This is a genomic window from Bradyrhizobium genosp. P (assembly GCF_049949265.1).
Taxonomy (GTDB): Bacteria; Pseudomonadota; Alphaproteobacteria; order Rhizobiales; family Xanthobacteraceae; genus Bradyrhizobium.
Genome location: NZ_CP188195.1, coordinates 3,409,503 through 3,427,209 on the forward strand (window position 1 = coordinate 3,409,503; position 17,707 = coordinate 3,427,209).

The 17,707-nt window shown below is 64.4% G+C and carries 12 protein-coding genes and 1 pseudogene; 11 read left to right on the forward strand and 2 right to left on the reverse strand.

Annotated features, from left to right (window positions below):
- Nucleotide 1: 1 nt before the first annotated feature.
- The 5 genes from rfaE1 to ACP2YO_RS16470 all read left to right on the forward strand — a co-directional run bounded on the left by rfaE1 (nt 2) and on the right by ACP2YO_RS16470 (nt 6,946).
- Nucleotides 2-1,474, forward strand: coding sequence for a D-glycero-beta-D-manno-heptose-7-phosphate kinase (gene rfaE1, locus ACP2YO_RS16450; RefSeq protein ID WP_426441755.1), 1,473 nt, complete (start codon nt 2-4; stop codon nt 1,472-1,474).
- A 62-nt stretch (nt 1,475-1,536) separates the two neighbouring features.
- Complete coding sequence (locus ACP2YO_RS16455) at nt 1,537-2,763, forward strand: O-antigen ligase family protein (RefSeq protein ID WP_426443218.1); 1,227 nt, start codon at nt 1,537-1,539, stop codon at nt 2,761-2,763.
- Between the two features lie 87 nt (nt 2,764-2,850).
- Nucleotides 2,851-4,764 (forward strand): SDR family NAD(P)-dependent oxidoreductase, encoded by a 1,914-nt coding sequence (locus ACP2YO_RS16460; protein ID WP_426443219.1) that lies wholly within the window; start codon nt 2,851-2,853, stop codon nt 4,762-4,764.
- A gap of 38 nt (nt 4,765-4,802) precedes the next feature.
- Nucleotides 4,803-6,011 (forward strand): glycosyltransferase family 4 protein, encoded by a 1,209-nt coding sequence (locus tag ACP2YO_RS16465; protein ID WP_426441756.1) that lies wholly within the window; start codon nt 4,803-4,805, stop codon nt 6,009-6,011.
- Nucleotides 6,008-6,946 (forward strand): NAD-dependent epimerase/dehydratase family protein, encoded by a 939-nt coding sequence (locus tag ACP2YO_RS16470; protein ID WP_426441757.1) that lies wholly within the window; start codon nt 6,008-6,010, stop codon nt 6,944-6,946. Before ACP2YO_RS16465 ends, ACP2YO_RS16470 begins: the two co-directional genes overlap by 4 nt.
- Before the next feature lie 27 nt (nt 6,947-6,973).
- Here the strand turns inward: ACP2YO_RS16470 and ACP2YO_RS16475 are convergent, their stop codons facing one another.
- On the reverse strand, nt 6,974-7,990 hold the full coding sequence (locus ACP2YO_RS16475) for an MraY family glycosyltransferase (RefSeq protein WP_426441758.1): 1,017 nt from the start codon (nt 7,988-7,990) through the stop codon (nt 6,974-6,976).
- A gap of 13 nt (nt 7,991-8,003) precedes the next feature.
- Nucleotides 8,004-8,969 (reverse strand): lysylphosphatidylglycerol synthase transmembrane domain-containing protein, encoded by a 966-nt coding sequence (locus ACP2YO_RS16480; protein WP_426441759.1) that lies wholly within the window; start codon nt 8,967-8,969, stop codon nt 8,004-8,006.
- Between the two features lie 303 nt (nt 8,970-9,272).
- Between ACP2YO_RS16480 and ACP2YO_RS16485 the strand changes: the two genes are divergently transcribed.
- The 6 genes and pseudogenes from ACP2YO_RS16485 to ACP2YO_RS16510 all read left to right on the forward strand — a co-directional run bounded on the left by ACP2YO_RS16485 (nt 9,273) and on the right by ACP2YO_RS16510 (nt 17,692).
- Nucleotides 9,273-10,685, forward strand: a complete 1,413-nt coding sequence (locus ACP2YO_RS16485) for a mannose-1-phosphate guanylyltransferase/mannose-6-phosphate isomerase (protein ID WP_426441760.1) — start codon at nt 9,273-9,275, stop codon at nt 10,683-10,685.
- Nucleotides 10,686-10,935: 250 nt separating this feature from the next.
- Nucleotides 10,936-11,953, forward strand: a pseudogene (locus ACP2YO_RS16490) (Gfo/Idh/MocA family oxidoreductase).
- Between the two features lie 30 nt (nt 11,954-11,983).
- On the forward strand, nt 11,984-13,135 hold the full coding sequence (locus ACP2YO_RS16495) for a DegT/DnrJ/EryC1/StrS family aminotransferase (protein ID WP_426441761.1): 1,152 nt from the start codon (nt 11,984-11,986) through the stop codon (nt 13,133-13,135).
- Nucleotides 13,136-13,177: 42 nt separating this feature from the next.
- Complete coding sequence (gene murJ / locus ACP2YO_RS16500; protein WP_426441762.1) at nt 13,178-14,707, forward strand: murein biosynthesis integral membrane protein MurJ; 1,530 nt, start codon at nt 13,178-13,180, stop codon at nt 14,705-14,707.
- 127 nt (nt 14,708-14,834) lie between these two features.
- Nucleotides 14,835-17,144, forward strand: a complete 2,310-nt coding sequence (locus tag ACP2YO_RS16505) for a xanthine dehydrogenase family protein molybdopterin-binding subunit (RefSeq protein ID WP_426441763.1) — start codon at nt 14,835-14,837, stop codon at nt 17,142-17,144.
- Between the two features lie 101 nt (nt 17,145-17,245).
- Nucleotides 17,246-17,692 carry a c-type cytochrome gene (locus ACP2YO_RS16510; protein WP_426441764.1) on the forward strand — a complete coding sequence of 149 codons (447 nt, stop codon included), beginning with the start codon at nt 17,246-17,248 and terminating at the stop codon, nt 17,690-17,692.
- Nucleotides 17,693-17,707 lie beyond the last annotated feature (15 nt).

The following is a 17,707-nucleotide window of genomic DNA, read 5'->3' on the forward strand; positions in this document are numbered from 1 at the left end:
GATGTTCGATTTTGAAACCCTCTCGCATGCGATCTCCGGCCAGACCGTGCTCTGCGTGGGCGATCTCATGCTCGACGAGTTCGTCTACGGCGAGGTGTCGCGGATCTCGCCGGAGGCGCCGGCCCCGGTGATCGCGGTCCGGCGCAGCGAGATCAATATCGGAGGCGCCGGCAACGTCGCGCGCAACATCGCTTCGCTCGGCGGACGTTGCATCTTCGTCGGCCTGATCGGCGAGGATGCCGCTGGCGCGATGTTGGCCGCGGCGCTGGCCAAGGAAGGCGGCATCGAAAGCGTGCTGGTGCGCGATCCCGCCCGCCCCACCACGCGCAAGGTCCGCTTCGTCTCCGAGCACTTCTCCACCCACATGCTGCGCTCCGATTGGGAGCTCGCTGCGCCGGCCGCGCCTGACATCGAGCAGCAGCTGATCGATGCGATTCTGCCGCAGCTTGCCCGCGCCGACATCGTGCTGCTGTCCGACTACGCCAAGGGCGTGCTGACCGCGCGGGTGATCCGCAACGTGATCGATGCCGCGCGCAACGCCGGCAAGCGCGTGATCGTCGACCCGAAGAGCGCAAATCTCGCGATCTATCGCGGTGCCACCGTGCTAACGCCGAATCGCAAGGAATTTGCCGAGGCGACCCGCAGCCGCGCCGATACCCAGGAGAGTATCGCGCAGGCCGCGCCGGATGCGATGATCCTCGCGGATTGCGAGGCGATGCTGGTGACGCAGGGCGAACAAGGCATGACGCTGGTGACGCGCGCGGGCGAGGCGGTGCATGTTCCTGCGCTGCCGGTCAAGGTGCGTGATGTCTCGGGCGCCGGCGACACCGTCGCGGCGATGCTGGCGCTGGCGCTGGCGGGCGGTGCCGACTGGGAGGGCGCGTTGCGGATGGCCAGCGCCGCGGCCGCGGTCGCGGTCGGCAAGACCGGCACTGCCGTTGTGACGCCGCAGGAACTGCGGCGAAGGATTCTGCCGCATGCCTCGCTCGCTGCCGAGGACAAGATCGTGGCGGCCGGCGGCGACATCGACGCGCATCTGGCGGATTGGCGGGCACAGGATTTGCGCATCGGCTTCACCAATGGCTGCTTCGATATCCTGCATCCCGGTCACGTCAAGGTGCTGACGGCAGCCCGCCGCGCCTGCGACCGTCTCGTCGTCGGCCTCAACGGCGACGCTTCGGTGAAGCGGCTGAAGGGAGAGGGACGTCCGGTGCAGGACGCGCGGGCGCGCGCCGAGGTACTGGCGGCGCTCGAAGCCGTCGATCTCGTCGCGATTTTCGAGGAGGACACCCCGATCGATCTGATTGCGAAGGTGCGGCCCAGCGTGCTGGTCAAGGGCGGCGACTACACCCGCGAGCAGGTGGTCGGCCATGAGATCGTCGAGGCTGATGGTGGTGAGGTCGTGCTGGTCGACATCCTGCCCGGCCATAGCACGACATCGCTGGTCGATCGCGCCCGTGGAGGCAAGACTTGAGCACGAGTGTGGCGTTCCCATCGGCTGCGGGCCTGCGGGCCTGGCGCGATCCGGCCCGTTGGATGGCGGCTGCCGACGTTGTCGTGGTTCTGACCGCGCTGTCTCTGCCATGGTCGACCTCGGCGGTCGGTATCTTCGGCGTAGTGCTGCTGATCACGGTCGCACCCACGCTCGACGTGAAGGCATTCGGGGCACATTTGAAGCGGCCGATCTGCGCAGCGCCGATTGCGCTGTTCGTGCTGGCGCTCGCCGGTACGCTCTGGTCGGACGCCGCCTGGGGAGCGCGGCTCTATGCGGTAGGTCCGACGGCGAAGCTCCTCGTGCTGCCGGTGCTGCTGTATCATTTCGAACGATCGACGCGCGGCACCTGGGTTTTCGCGGCCTTCCTCGTTTCGTGCACGCTTCTGATGCTGATGTCCTGGCTGGTACTGTTGCATCCGAGCCTTTCGCTGAAGCCGCCGAACGGCCTCGAGCGAGGCATCTTCGTCAAGAACTATATCGACCAGAGCCAGGAATTTACACTCTGTGCGGTTGCGCTCGCCTATCCCATCTTTGTGCTGCTGCGGGAGAAACGGACCGCGCTTGCGCTGCTGTTGATCGCGGTCGCCTTGAGCTTCTTTGCCAACATGGCTTTCGTGGTGGTGTCGCGGACTGCGCTGGTCACAGTCCCGATTATGTTTGCGGTATTTGCGCTGCTTCATCTGCGCTGGCGCAGTATCGCGCTGATCCTGTCCGCGATCGCTATGCTCGGCGTTGTAGCTTGGTACGGCTCACCCCCGTTGCGACATACCACCGAGACCTTCTCGCGCGACTACCAGCTTTACAAAGAAAGTAACTTGCCGACGTCGATCGGCCTGCGGCTCGAGTTCTGGCGCAAGTCGCTCAGCTTCTTTGCCGAGGCGCCCGTGATCGGCCACGGGACGGGGGCGACGCGGGGCCTGTTCGAGCGTGTCGCGACCGGCCAGAACCAGGCTTCGAGCGAGGTGATCGGCAACCCGCACAATCAGACGCTGAACGTCGCGGTTCAGTGGGGCATTGTCGGCGTCGCCGTATTATATGCAATGTGGGGTTTACACCTGCTGCTGTTCCGCGGCGACGGGCTCGCCAACTGGCTCGGCCTCCTCGTCGCAGTTCAGAATATCTTTACTTCGTTGTTCAATTCCCACGTCTTCGATTTTCATGAAGGCTGGATGTATGTGCTGGGTGTCGGAGTGGCCGGCGGCATGGTGGTGAGAGCACGATCAACCGCACGCCTGGAACCTGAGGGTCCATACGTTGACGATCACTAGCATGTGCATAGCAGATGCGCTATGAGCCTCAATCTCTTCTCTGGTGTCTCGCCGCAAAATGCAAAGCTGCCGATAGTCTTTCGACACATGACGCGTCTTTCACAGCTCACGCTGCGCAATGCCCTGATCGTTGCCCACGACGCGATCGCTACGGCGTTTGCGTTGTTGGCGAGCTTTTATCTGCGTTTCGAAGGCGACCTTCTCACAGAGCGGCTGCCGTTGTTACTTCGAATCCTGCCCTGGTTTGTATTGTTCAGCGTGCTTGTTTGCTATTTTTTTAATCTGACCACGGCAAAGTGGCGGTTCGCGTCGCTGCCCGACGCGCTCAACTTTTTGCGTGTCTCCCTAACGTTAACGCTGACGCTCGTGATACTTGACTATGGCTACATATTTGTCGCGCCGACGTCTCAAGTACCGGTTCTGTTTGGCCGCGTCACGATTGTTCTCTTTTTCTTCCTTGAGGTGTTTTCACTGAGCACCTTCCGCTTCGGCTATCGCTATTTCCGTTATTCGCGTACCCGTCATCATGCGCGCTCCGAAAACGCCGCGCCCGCGTTACTTGTTGGCCGTACCGCCGACGCGGAGGTTGTGGTGCGCGGGATCGAGAATGGCGCCATCAAGCGGCTGTGGCCAGTTGGCGTGCTGTCTCCCTCGGCGTCCGATCGCGGCCAGATGATTCGCAACATTCCGGTCCTGGGCGGTGTCGATGATATCGAAACCGTAGTTCGCGACTTCGAATCTCGCCACAGGCCGATAAAGCGCGTCGTTATGATGCCATCGGCGTTCGAGCCGGACGCGCGTCCGGAAAGCGTTCTGATGCGCGCCAAGCGGCTTGGACTGATCATCAGCCGTCTGCCGTCGCTGGAAGGCGGCGATGCGCCTCGGCTAACGAATGTCGCAGTAGAGGATCTGCTGCTGCGCCCAAGCGAGAAGATCGACTACGCCCGACTCGAGACGCTGGTAAAGGGGAAGTCAGTCATCGTGACGGGCGGCGGCGGTTCGATTGGCGCGGAAATCTGCGATCGGGTTGCGACCTTTGGCGTATCACGTCTGCTGGTGATCGAAAATTCGGAACCGGCACTCTATGCTGTCACCGAAGCGCTGTCCGCCCGGGATACCGGTGCTGCGATCGAAGGCAGGATCGCCGACATAAGGGATCGTGAGCGCCTTGCGCGGCTGATGGGCGAGTTCAAGCCGGACATCGTGTTCCATGCCGCGGCGCTCAAGCATGTGCCGATCCTGGAACGCGACTGGAGCGAGGGGGTTAAGACCAACATCTTCGGCTCGGTGAACGTCGCCGACGCTGCACTCGCTGCGGGCGCTACCGCCATGGTAATGATCTCGACCGACAAGGCGATTGAGCCGGTGTCGATGCTCGGTCTGACCAAGCGTTTCGCCGAAATGTACTGCCAGGCGCTCGACCACGATCTGATGGCGCAGGCGGGCGGGCAGCTGCACATGCGTTTGATTTCGGTGCGGTTTGGCAATGTGCTGGCGTCAAATGGCTCAGTAGTACCGAAATTCAAAGCTCAGATCGAGGCCGGTGGTCCGATCACGGTGACGCATCCTGACATGGTCCGCTACTTCATGACGATCCGCGAGGCCTGTGATCTTGTCCTCACTGCGGCGACACACGCGCTGACGCCGGCTCGACCCGACGTTTCGGTCTACGTTCTGAATATGGGACAGGCTGTCAAGATCGTCGATCTCGCCGAGCGAATGATCCGTCTGTCCGGTCTGCAGCCCGGAGTCGATATCGAGATCGTGTTCAGTGGTATTCGTCCTGGCGAGCGGCTGAACGAGATTATGTTCGCAAGCCAGGAGCCGACGATCGAGATTGGTGTGGCCGGGATCATGGCCGCGAAGCCGAACCAGCCACCGATGTCGACGCTGCGGAAATGGCTAGCAGCGCTGGAGGATGCGATCGCCAGGGACGATCGGGTGACCATTCGCGCCGTTCTGAAGGATGCCGTGCCTGAATTCGGATCGAACGCCGCCTGATCGTGATGGGCGTGGTGAGATCGTTTCGAAAGCCATTGATGCCCAAGACCAACAAAGTCGTCGTTGTCAGCCAGCACTATCCGCCGGATCATTCGACCACCGCCGTGATCATGGCTGCAGTCGCCGAGCGGATCGCACAGGATGCAGAGGTGATGGTGGTCTCCGGCATGCCGGGCTCGGTGCGCGCGCCGGCGCCGGGACGGCCGACCGTCGTCGAGGTCAGGAGCTGGCTGCCGAGCAAGGCGGCGTTGGTCAAGCGCGCCATGGCGGAGGCGCTGTTCACGGCGCGGATCTTTTTTGCGCTGCTGAGGCGGCTCAAGCGCGGTGACGTGGCGCTGACGGTGACCGCGCCCTTCGTGTTGCCCTACGCGGTGGCGGCGGCGGCGCGATTGAAGCGCGCGAAGTCGGTGCTGATCCTGCATGATCTGTTTCCCGACGTGCTGATCATGGCCGGTCTGCTGCGGTCAACCTCGCCGGTCGCGCGGGCGATGCGCGCCATCAATGCGCTGATGTTCCACGCGCTGAGCGCGGTCATCGTGATCGGGCGCGACGCCGAGAAGCTAGTGCTGCGCTATCGCGGCATGACACCGGGCAAGATCAGGTTCATTCCGAACTGGACCACGCTCGCACCGGGTGTTCGACCCCTCAATCCCGACAATCCGTTTCGCAAGACGCTCGCCGCCCGCTTCGTGGTCGGGCTGTCGGGCAATCTCGGCTTCACCCATGATCCTGACACCGTGTTCGAGGCGGCGCGGCAGCTCGGCGGCGATCGAGATATCCATTTCCTGCTCTCTGGCTGGGGCATCGGATTTGACCGGCTGAAAGACATGCAAGCCTCAGCTCGGTTCGCCAACGTCACGCTGGTCGATCGCGTTGCGGACAAGGATCTGGATGCGCTACTCTCCAGCGCCGACGTCTGGCTCATTCCCTACCGCAAGGATGTCGCCGGTGTGTCGGTGCCGAGCCGGTTCTATAATCTGCTCGCGACGGGACGATCCGTCATTCTCGTTTCCGAACCTGAGGCCGAGGCTGCACTAATTGTGAAGGACAACAGGCTGGGCTGGGTCGTGACACCCGGCAGACCCGATCTGCTCGCCGCCGCGGTCAAGCAGGCCGCGCAGGCCCAGGATTCCGCGATGGCCGAACGCGCGGTCGCAACGGCGCGGAACTTCAGTCCGGAGCGCGCGCTCGGCAGCTACGCCGCGCTGGTTCACGACCTGCTGGGCAATGCGGGGCAGGCGCGATGACGGCCGGCCGGCCGAGGGTGCTGGTGACGGGCGCCAATGGCTTTGTCGGGCGCCACATCGCGCCCGAGCTCGCTCGCAATGGCTGGATGGTCCGGCGTGCGCTTCGAAGCTCCGCCGAGGACGCCAGCGACGTGGTGATCGGCGCGCTGGGGCCGACCACCGAGTGGCAGGCTGCGCTTGCCGGCGCGGATGCAGTGGTGCATCTTGCGGCGCGCGTCCATCACCGAAAGGAGGAGCACGCGCACGAACTCTACCACAACGTCAATGTTGAGGGCACGCTGCATCTGGCGCGTTGCGCGATCGCGGCCGGGGTGCGCGATTTCATCTTCGTCAGCACGATCCTGGTGCACGGGCGCAGCAGCAACGGACGTCCGCCGTTTCGCGAGGACGACATCCTGACGCCGCGCGGTCTCTACGGAACATCGAAAGCCGCCGCGGAAGCCGGCTTGAAGGAGCTGATCGCGGGGAGCGGTATGCGGGTGACGGTGATCCGTCCGCCGCTCATCTACGGCTTTGGGGGCAAGGGGAATTTCGCGCTGCTGGAGAAGGCGGTGAGGCGCGGCATCCCGCTTCCCCTGGCTACGGTTAAAAACCGCCGTGCGTTCCTGTCTGCGGAGAACCTGGCGTCGTTCGTGCTGTACCGTTTGTCGCATCCGGGCGAGGCTTTCGACGTTTTCCTGATCGCCGACAGCGAACAGGTGTCGACCGGGGAGTTCATCGAGCGCTTGGCTCGTGCGGCGCGGACCTCGCCGCGCCTGTTCCGGATGCCGACACCGCTCTTGAGCGCGATGCTCAAGGCCAGCGGCCGGAAGGAGGTCCACGAGAGTTTGCTGGGGTCGCTCGAGCTCGATCTGTCCAAGGCCGCGACCATCGGATGGCGGCCACCGCTCAGCCTCGATGAAGGGTTGAAGCGCGCGCTGAACCAGGAGATTTGATCGGACCGGCGCTGAGCATTACCTCGATCAGCAGGTATGCGTTCGCGAGAACCGGCGGAGCATGAGGGTGACCGCGAGCGTGCCGGCCAGGAGCAGGGCGATGTCGGCGGCTAGCGAGTGGAGGGCGACGGCTACGACCGCGAGCAATGCCAGCGCGAGATTGAGCCCGAACACCTCGCTGACGACGCGCCACACGGTAAATCCGTTATCGGTCGCACGCTGATAGAAGTGCGAGCGATGCGCGGCCCAGAACGGCTCGCGCCGGGCCACGCGGCAAAGCAGTGTAACCGTCGCGTCGGTCAAATAATACAGCGGCAGCAGCAGCGCGGCGGCGAATTGCTGGTGCAGCGCGAGTTCCAGCAGGCACCAGCCGAGCAGCAGGCCAATCGGCAAGCTGCCGACGTCGCCCAAAAAGATCCTAGCGACGGGCCGGTTGAACGGCGAGAAGCCGAGCAGGGCGCCACACAGCGCGGCGGCGACGATCGTCGTCGCAGCCGGGACGTGGCCGAAGATGCCGAGCAGGGCGACCGCCGCCGATATCGGCACGGCCTCGGCTGCGGTCATCAGGTCCAGCCCATCCATGAAGTTGACGAGGTTCACGAACCAGAGGCCGGCGACCAGCAGCAAGGCGCGCTCGAGCCATAGCGGGCAGGCGGCAACGATCCGGAGATCGTCCGGCGCCGCGAACACCACGGCGGCGACGGCTGCGGCCTGCAGCAGCAGCCGCGGAACCACCGGCAGCGACCGGACGTCATCGGCGAAACCGACCACGGCGATGAACAGGCAGGCCGCGAACACGGCGAACGGAATCGACAGGTCCGGCGAGCCCGCGAGCGTGATGACGATCCCGCCGGCGAGCAGCGTTGCCGCCGTCACCGCGATGCCGCCGCCTTGCGGCGTCGGAACCCGGTGCGACGATCGCGCATTCGGTTTCGCCAGCGCCACGCGCAGCAGCAGCGGCCGCGTCGCCTGGATGACGACCGCCGAGACCGATGCAGCCAGGATCGCCGCAATCAACGACAGCAGGATTTCAAAATGGGTCATACTGGTCGACGGCCTATTCTGATCCGGGCACTTCGATCGGCTCAGCGCCCCTGGCGGCTTTTTCCGGGCTCAGGATCCAGGCCAGGCCGCCGAAGACGCCGACCACGAACGACACCGCGCCAAACAGCAGCGAGACGTTGACGCCTTCATTGGCGATCAATCCAGCATATCCGAAGGCCAGCCCCATGGTGGCTTCCCGCACTCCCCAGCCCGCGATCGAGATCGGCATCATCGTGATCAGCATCACCGGCGGCAACAGCTGGAACAGCTGGCCGAATGTCACCGGGGCTGTGATCGACTGCACCACGCACCAGCCGATCACGGCGGTCACCGCGTGAATCAGCAGGGAAAGCACCGTGACCTTCAGCCCGCGGTCGCGGCTGAACAACACCCGGTTCGCGATCACAGCGCAGGCATGCACGTGATGCGTCGCCCACCAGCTCTTCAACCAGGGCCACGGCAACATGCCGATCAGCAGAAATCCAAATCCGGCCGCGAGTGCGGCGAGATCCAGCAGCAGCAATGCCGACCAGCCGCGGGGATCGGAAATCAGCCGGTAACTCCACGGCAGCGTCGCGGCGATGAGGACGGCCAGCGCGATAAGTCCGATCGCGCGATCGACGAAGATCGAGTAGGTGGCTGCGCGCCAGCCCGCGCCGCCGCGCGCGACGAGCCACAGCCGCACCGCGTCGCCGCCGATCGATGATGGCAGCGTCTGGTTGAAGAAGGTGCCGATCACGTTGAAGCGCATCGCCTGACCGGTCTCCAGCGGCGCGCCGCATTCGACGCTGATCTCCCGCCAGCGCAGCACGCCGAGAAAGATCTGCAGGAAGGTGACCGCGATCGCCAGCGCGAGCCAGCCCAGGCTGTCGACCCGGATGCGCGAGGCGAGGTCGTACAGATTGACCTTGCGCAGCGACAGATAAAGCAGCGCAGCCGAGATCAGTATCTTGACGATAGAAAGCAGGATCCCGCGCATTTCGCCCGCGCTTGCCGAGTTTCAGAATGTGTCAAAAACAGCGCAAAACGCCTTCGCGCGGCCGAATTCGTCGCCTTGGTATGGTTTTCGCGCCGATCTGGCAATAGCCGTACCGCCGGCGCTTGCGACCAGCCTGACAGGGCGGTTAAAGTAAAATCCGGCCGGGCGCCCGGATTCGCGTGATATTGCTCCGTGGCACGGCTGCGTGGCGCGGCTCCTCGAGCAGACATCGCGACCATGTTCGCGCAATTTTGATGTGTCATTCGCCAGGACTTGCGCGGATATGAAGGACTTGAGGCATCGATGGACCGGCGAATAATCCCCCTGATCATGTGCGGCGGTGCTGGCACGCGGCTATGGCCGGCCTCGCGCGAGGTGCATCCGAAGCAGTTCCTGTCGCTGTTCGGGGCGCGCTCGACCTTCCAGGAGACGCTGCTGCGGGTTGCGGATGCTGATCTGTTCGAGCGTCCGATCGTGATCACCAACGAGGCCTACCGCTTCATGGTGCTGGAGCAATTGGCCGAGATCGGCCGCGAGGCCGATGTGCTCTTGGAGCCGATGCGGCGCGACTCCGGCCCCGCGATCGCGGCCGGTGCGGCATTCGCCGAAACACGCGACAGGGACGCGGTCGTGCTGGCGCTCGCCGCCGATCATCTGGTGCGCGACACCCATGCCTTCGTTGCCGCCTGCCGCGAGGGACTGGTCGCGGCGGAAGCCGGACGCATCGTGACCTTCGGCGTCAAGCCGGAGCGGCCTGCCACTGAATATGGCTACATCAACCCGGGCGAGGTTGTCGCAGGCGAGGTGCGGGCGGTCACAAAGTTCGTCGAGAAGCCGGATGCCGCAACCGCAACAGGCTATATCGCTTCCGGCTATCTCTGGAACAGCGGCAACTTCATGTTCCGCGCCGCGATGCTGCTCGATGAGTATCGCAATTTCGACGCGGACAGCATCGCCTCGGTCGAGCAGTCGGTGGCGAAGGCCGGGCGGGATCTCGGCTTCGTCAAGCTTGATGCGGCGGCCTTTGCCGCGGCGAAGGCGATCTCGATCGATTATGCCGTGATGGAGAAGACCGCGTATGCGGCGGTGGTGCCGGTGGCCTGCGGCTGGTCGGACATCGGCTCCTGGCGCCAGGTCTGGGAGCTCTCCGACAAGGACAGTCAGGGCAATGCGGCGCGGGGTGTCGCGGTGTTCGAGGATTCCCGCAACTGCAACGTGACGACCGACCGCGCGCTGGTCGCGCTGGAGGGCGTCGACGACCTCGTCGTGGTCGCGACCCAGGACGCCGTGCTGGTGTCGCGACAGCAGGACGCCAACGGGCTGAAGCGCCTGGTCGCGAAACTGAAGGTGACGGCGCCCGAGGTGACCGAGAGCCACATCAAGGTGCACCGGCCCTGGGGCTCCTACCAGTCGATCGACAATGGCGACCGCCACCAGGTCAAGCGCATCATCGTCAAGCCGGGCGGGCGGCTCAGCCTGCAGAAGCATCACCATCGCTCCGAGCACTGGATCGTGGTGCGCGGCACCGCGCAGGTCATCGTCAACGAACTGGTCAAGACCGTGCACGAGAACGAATCGATCTACATCCCGATCGGCGCGGTGCACCGGCTGGAGAACCCCGGCAAGATCCAGCTCGAGCTGATCGAGGTGCAGACCGGCAGCTATTTCGGCGAGGACGATATCATCCGCATCGAGGACGATTATCAGCGTACCTGAGGTGGGTTCCGATGCCAAAAAACGCCAACGGGACGATGTAACTCTTTGAATCAAAACGTGTCCGGAATTCGTGCTTGCCATTCGCCACATTTGTGGCGGCGTGCTATAGCGGCTGCCAACGAAGCGGATCGGGGTTCGCGCCAAAGCGTAAGTGCGGGATGCGAAGCCGTCGTCCGGTTCTTCTTGAGGCGCCGGGGTTGCGCCTGGGAAGTCGGGATACCCGCCAGAAAATCACTTGGGGTCAATGCATATGAATTCAAAAGTGTCCGCATCGGGCGCGAGGTCTGACATCAATCGTGCAGTGCGCGTCGGCGTGATCGGGGCCGGCGTGATGGGCAGCAACCATGCCCGCGTGCTGGCCGGACTGCCCGGTGTCGTGCTGGTCGGGATCGTCGATCCGCTGCCGGAACATCGTGCTCGCGCCATCGACATGGTCGGCTGCCGCGCCTTCGAGAGCCTCGACGACCTCCTCGCGGAGGGGGTCGATGCCGTGACGATCGCAGCGCCCACTCATCTGCATCACGAGATCGCGCTGGCCTGCATCGCGCGCAACATCCACATCATGGTCGAGAAGCCGGTCGCATCCACCGTCGAGGAGGGGCGCGAAATCGTCGCTGCCGCGGAGCGCGCCAACGTGACGCTGATGGTCGGCCATGTCGAGCGCTTCAACCCGGCGGTCGCCGCGATCAAGCAGGCGATCTCGGGCGAAGACATCCTGTCGATCGGCATTACCCGCGTCGGGCCGTTCCCGCCGCGGATGTCGAATGTCGGCGTCGTGATCGACCTCGCCGTGCACGACATCGATCTGATCCGCTGGTTCACCGAGTTCTGATATCATCGAGGTGCAGCCGCAGCTCTCGAGCGCGATCGCCGAGCGCGAGGACATCGCACTCTTGCAGTTCCGCACCGCTTCCGGGGTGCTCGCCCACATCAACACCAACTGGTTGACGCCGTTCAAGGCGCGCAACGTGACAGTGGCGACACGCGGCAAATATGTGATGGGCGACCTGCTCACGCGCCAGGTCACCGAATGCTTCGGCTTCAAGCCCGACGGCAGCTATTCGATGCGTCATCTGCCGGTCGGCCACGACGAGCCGCTGCGCGCCGAACTGATCGCCTTCCTCGATGCCGTCAGAACCGGCAAGGTGCCCGCGGTATCCGGCGACGAAGGCGTCGCGAGCCTCGAGATCGCGATCCGCTGCCTCGAATCGCCGATCACGCCTGCCGCCTCGACGGCGCGCAAGGGACCGCGCCGCATCGCCGGCTGATTGTCATCCAGAACACGCGCGAAGAGCTCCATGAACCAGCACATGCGTCCAGAACCCATCCCCTTCGTTGATATTGCCGCGCAGCGCCAGCGGCTCGGCAAGTCGATCGATGAGGCAGTCGCCCGCGTCCTCAACCATTGCCAGTTCATCAACGGCCCGGAGGTCACCGCGCTGGAAAAGGCGCTCGCAGCGTACAGCGGGGCCAGGCACGTGGTGACCTGCGCCAGCGGCACCGATGCGCTGCTGATGGTGCTGATGGCGAAGAATGTCGGGCCTGGTGATGCGGTGCTGTGCCCGTCCTTCACGTTCTGTGCGACCGGCGAGGCGGTGGCGCTGACTGGAGCGACGCCGGTGTTCGTTGACGTCGATGCGGCGACCTTCAACATCGACGTCAATTCGCTCAAGCGCGGCATCGCGACCGCACGGGCGCGCGGCTTGAAGCCGGTCGGAATCATTCCGGTCGACCTGTTCGGCCAGAGCGCCGATCACGACGCGGTGGCCGCGGTCGCCGAGGCCGAGGGCCTGTTCGTGCTCGACGACGCCGCGCAAGGGTTTGGCGCGAGCTTCAAGGGCCGCAAGCTCGGCACTTTCGGGCTTGCGACCGCGACGAGCTTCTTCCCAGCCAAGCCGCTCGGCTGCTTCGGCGACGGCGGCGCGATCTTCACCGACGACGACGAACTGGCGAACACGCTGCGCAGCATCCGCGTCCACGGCCAGGGCTCGGACAAATACGACAATGTCCGCCTCGGCCTGACCGGGCGGCTCGACACCATGCAGGCCGCGATCCTGATCGAAAAACTCAAGATATTTGACGACGAGATCGCCGCGCGCAACCGGGTGGCGGAGCGCTATTCCCGCGGGCTCGGCAACCTCGTCGCCGTGCCGCATCTCGCCTCCGGCTGCACCTCGGTGTGGGCGCAGTACACCATCCGGCTGCCGAAGGGGACCGACCGTGACTCATTTGCCGGGGCGCTGAAGGCGCAGGGCGTGCCGACCGCAATCTACTACACGAGGTCGATGCACCAGCAGACGGCCTATCGCAACTTCCCGGTCGCCGACGGCGGCCTGCCGGTCAGCGAGAGCCTGTCGGACGACGTCATCAGCCTGCCGATGCACGCCTATCTCGACGAGGCGAGCCAGGAGCGCGTCATTCAGGCTGTGCGCGGCGCGCTTCAGGCGTGATTTGATCGTTTTTCTGCACCACCGCATGCGCTAGAAGCACGCATGCTTGGGCGCATCTTCACGGTCGGCGGCTATACCCTGCTTTCGCGGCTGACGGGGCTCGCGCGCGACATCATGCTTGCGGCGATCCTCGGCGCAGGACCGATCGCCGACGCTTTCCTGGTCGCCTGGCGGCTTCCCAACAATTTTCGCGCGATCTTTGCCGAGGGAGCCTTCAACACCGCGTTCATCCCGGCCTATGCCCATGTCCATGGCAAGGGCGGCGGCAGCTCCGCGCGGCTGTTCGCCGACCGCATCTTTACGCTGTTGTTCCTGACCCAGCTCGTGCTGCTCGTGCTGGCCTGGGTGTTCATGCCGCAGGCGCTGCGCGTGCTTGCGCCCGGGTTCACCGACGAGCCCGAGCAGCGCAAGCTCGCGATCGAGCTGACGCGGATCACGTTCCCCTATCTGCTGCTGATCACGATGGTGACGCTCTATGGCGGCATCCTTAACGTGATGCAGCGCTTTGCGACAGCAGCGGCTGCATCGATCTTCCTCAATCTGTCGATGATGGCGACGCTGGCGCTGGCGGCATTCTTCCCGACCGCCGGTCACGCCGCGGCATGGGGCGTGCTGATATCCGGCTTCCTGCAATATTTCCTGCTTGCAGGCGATCTCGCACGCCACGGCGGCCTGCCGCGGTTTGCAATGCCGCGCCTCGATGAGGACGTCCGCGCGTTCTTCCGTGCGATCGGCCCGGCCACGCTGGGCTCGATGGGCACGCAAGTCGCGGTTTTCGCCGATACGATCATCGCGACGTTCCTGCCGGCCGGCGCGCTGGCGGCGCTCTATTACGCCGAGCGTCTCTATCAATTACCGATCGGCGTGATCGGCATCGCGGTCGGGACCGTGCTGCTGCCGGAGATGTCGCGGCGCATCTCGGCCAGTGACGTTGCCGGCGCCGCGGCGTCGCAACGCCGGGCCTTCGAGCTGACGCTGCTTGCAACCATGCCGTTCGTCGCGGCCTTCATCGCGGTACCGGCTCCGATCGTGCGCGCCGTCTTCGTGCACGGCGCCTACACCAGGGCGGATGCTGCTGCCGCCGCCGCCACCCTTGCAGCCTACGCGGCCGGCCTCATTCCATTTGTGATGATCCGCAGCGCAATCGCCGCTTTCTACGCCCGAAAGGACACCGCAACGCCGGTGAAGGCCTCGCTGACCGGGCTCGCCATCAATGTCCTCCTCAAGGTGCTGTTGATGGGCACGCTGGCGCAGGTCGGGCTCGCGCTGGCGACCGCTGTCGGCGCCTGGATCAACCTCCTGCTGGTGCTGTTCTTTGCCGTGCGCCGCGGCTATCTCGATCTCGACCGGGCGCTGCTTCGCTCGTTCGCCAAGTTCGCGCTCTCCGGCCTCTTGCTGGCTGCTGCCCTCTGGGCGACCGCGCATTATGCGGCCTTCTTGTTCGCGCCGATGCAAATGTTTCGCGATGAGCTGAGCCTGGTGCTGCTGATCGCGGTCGGTGCGTTCGTCTACGCCTTCTGCATCCTGGTGCTGTTTGGCCGCGGCTGGCTGTTCGCGCTTCGGCGGGGCTAGTTTATCCTGTTAAGTCAAATGGATAGGAGCAGGTTGGGGATCACCCCACGCCGCACGGAAAGCGGTTTGCGCTTCGGGAACATCCACGCCAATATGCGACGAACAAACCAAGGCAATTGGAGATGAGATGGCTGCTCCCATCAAATTCGGCGTCGGTCAAAGTGTGCGCCGGAAAGAGGACGACGCGCTGATTCGCGGCAGGGGCCGCTACACCGACGATGTAGCACCGTCTCCCGCATTGCACGCGCTGATGCTGCGCTCGCCGCACGCGCACGCGACATTCACCATCGACGCGACCAACGCCCGCGGCATGCCGGGAGTGTCGCTGATTTTGACCGAGGCCGATGTCGCCGATCTCGGCGGCTTGCCCTGCCTGTTCAACCTCGAAACTGATCCGTTCACCGCGCCGCCTTATCCGATCCTCGCCAAGGATGAAGTGCGCCATGTCGGCGACGCCGTCGCCTTCGTGGTCGCGGACACGCTCGATCATGCCCGCGACGCAGTCGAGGCTGTTGATGTCAAGTGGACGCCGCTGCCGGCCGTCGCCGGCCTTGCCAACGCGGTGAAGAAAGGCGCGCCGCAGGTCTGGCCCGAAAAGCCTGGCAACGTGCTGTTCGATGTCTCGATCGGCGACAAGAAGGCCGCGGAAGATGCTCTCGCCAAAGCGCATGCGGTCGCCGAGATCACTATCATCAATCCGCGCGTCATCACCAATTTCATGGAGACGCGCGCCGCGGTCGCCGAATACGACGTCAAGAAGGATCATCTGACGCTGACGATCGGCAGCCAGGGCAGCCATCGCCTGCGCGAGATCCTCTGCGACATGATCCTGAAGATGCCGAAGGAGAAGATGCGGGTGATCTGCCCCGACGTCGGCGGCGGCTTCGGCACCAAGCTGTTTCCCTACCGCGAATATGCGTTGATCGCGGTGGCGGCGCGCAAATTGAAGAAGACCATCAAGTGGACCGCCGAGCGCTCCGATCATTTCATGGGCGACGCGCAGGGCCGCGACAACCTCACGACGGCGAAGATGGCGCTCGCGGAGGACGGCAAGTTCCTCGGCATGGATGTCGACCTGATGGGCGACATGGGCGCCTATCTCTCGACGTTTGCGCCCTATATCCCGCATGGCGGCGCCGGCATGCTGCCGGGCCTCTACGACATCCAGGCCTTCCACTGCCGCGTCCGCACGGTGTTCACCAACACGGTGCCGGTCGATGCCTATCGCGGCGCCGGCCGCCCGGAAGCCGCCTACGTCATCGAGCGACTGGTCGATGCTGCTGCGCGCAAGCTCGGCATGACGCCCGATGCCATCAGGCGGAAGAATTTCATTCCGCCGAAATCGCTGCCCTACAAGACTGCGACCGGCAAGGTCTACGATTCCGGCGACTTTGCCGCGCATATGAAGCGCGCAATGGAGATCGGCAACTGGAAGGAGTTTGCCAAGCGCGCCAAGGCTGCCAGGAAGGACGGCCTGGTGCGGGGTATCGGCATGGCGAGCTATGTCGAGGTCTGCGGCACCATGGGCGAGGAGACCGCCAATGTCGCGCTCGATCCTAATGGCGATATCTCCGTCCTGATCGGCACGCAGTCGAGCGGGCAGGGCCATCAGACGGCCTATGCGCAGATCGTCGCCGAGCAGTTCGGTGTGCCGCCGGAACACGTTCATGTGCTGCAGGGCGACACCGACAGGATCGCGACCGGTCTCGGTACCGGCGGCTCGGCGTCGATTCCCTCCGGCGGCGTCAGTGTCCAGCGCGCGACGCGCGAACTCGGCGAGAAGCTCAAGGAGCTTGCGGCGCAGGCGCTGGAAGCCGGCGCGGGCGACCTCGAGATTGCCGATGGCCGCGTCCGCATCGCCGGCACCGACCGCTCCGTCAGCTTTGCCGATCTCGCCAAACGGCCGGGCGGCGAATCCTCCGACATGAATGCGAGCGCGACGTTCTCCAGCGCCGACGGCACCTATCCGAACGGCACGCATCTCGCCGAGGTCGAGATCGATCCGGCCACCGGCATCATCAAGATCGTCAGCTATGTCATCGTCGACGATTTCGGTGTGACGCTCAATCCGCTGCTGCTCGCGGGCCAGGTCCATGGCGGCGCGATGCAGGGCATCGGCCAGGCGCTGATGGAGCAGGCGGTGTACAACTCGGCCGACGGCCAGCTCGTCACCGGCACGTTCATGGACTATGCGCTGCCGCGCGCTTCCGACGGGCCGTCCTTCGTGTTCGAAACCAGCAACGTGCCATGCACCACCAACCCGCTCGGCGTGAAGGGGGCGGGCGAAGCGGGTGCGATCGGCTCCTGCCCGGCGGTTGTCAATGCGATTGTCGAGGGGTTGCATCGCGAATACGAGATCGATCACATCGACATGCCGGCAACGCCCGAGCGGGTCTGGATCGCGATCCGCGAGGCGCAACGCCGGCATAATCTCTGATAAAGTGCCCCAGGCGGAATGAAGGTCCGCCCGTGGTGTTTGCAAACAAGCCGGCTCGCAACGTCGCGGGCGGGATAACCGGAATTGAGGGGATTTTACCGATGAAGCGGATCGTCGTCGTCGCAGCGGTGCTTGCGTTCAGTGCCGGTGCAGTCGTTGCACAGCAGGATCAGATCAAGCAGACCCAGAGCCAGATGAAGGACAACGGCAAGAACGCGGGCGCACTTGCGGCGATGGTCAAGGGCGAGAAGCCCTACGACCAGGCGACCGTCGATGCCGCATTGGCGCAGTTCGAAGACACCGCCAAGAAGCTGCCGACGCTGTTCCCCGAGAGCACCAAGGGTCTAAAGCTAGACGGCGATTACTCAGCCTCGCCAAAAATCTGGGAGGACAAGGCCGGCTTCGAGCAGCATATTGCAAGCTTTGCCAAGGTCGTCGGCGACTCCAAGGGCAAGATCAGGGATCTCGAGACGCTGAAGGCAGAACTGCCCGTCATCGGCAAGCAGTGCGGCGGTTGCCACGAGACCTACCGCGTCAAGAAGGGCTGATTGCCGCTTCGTTCG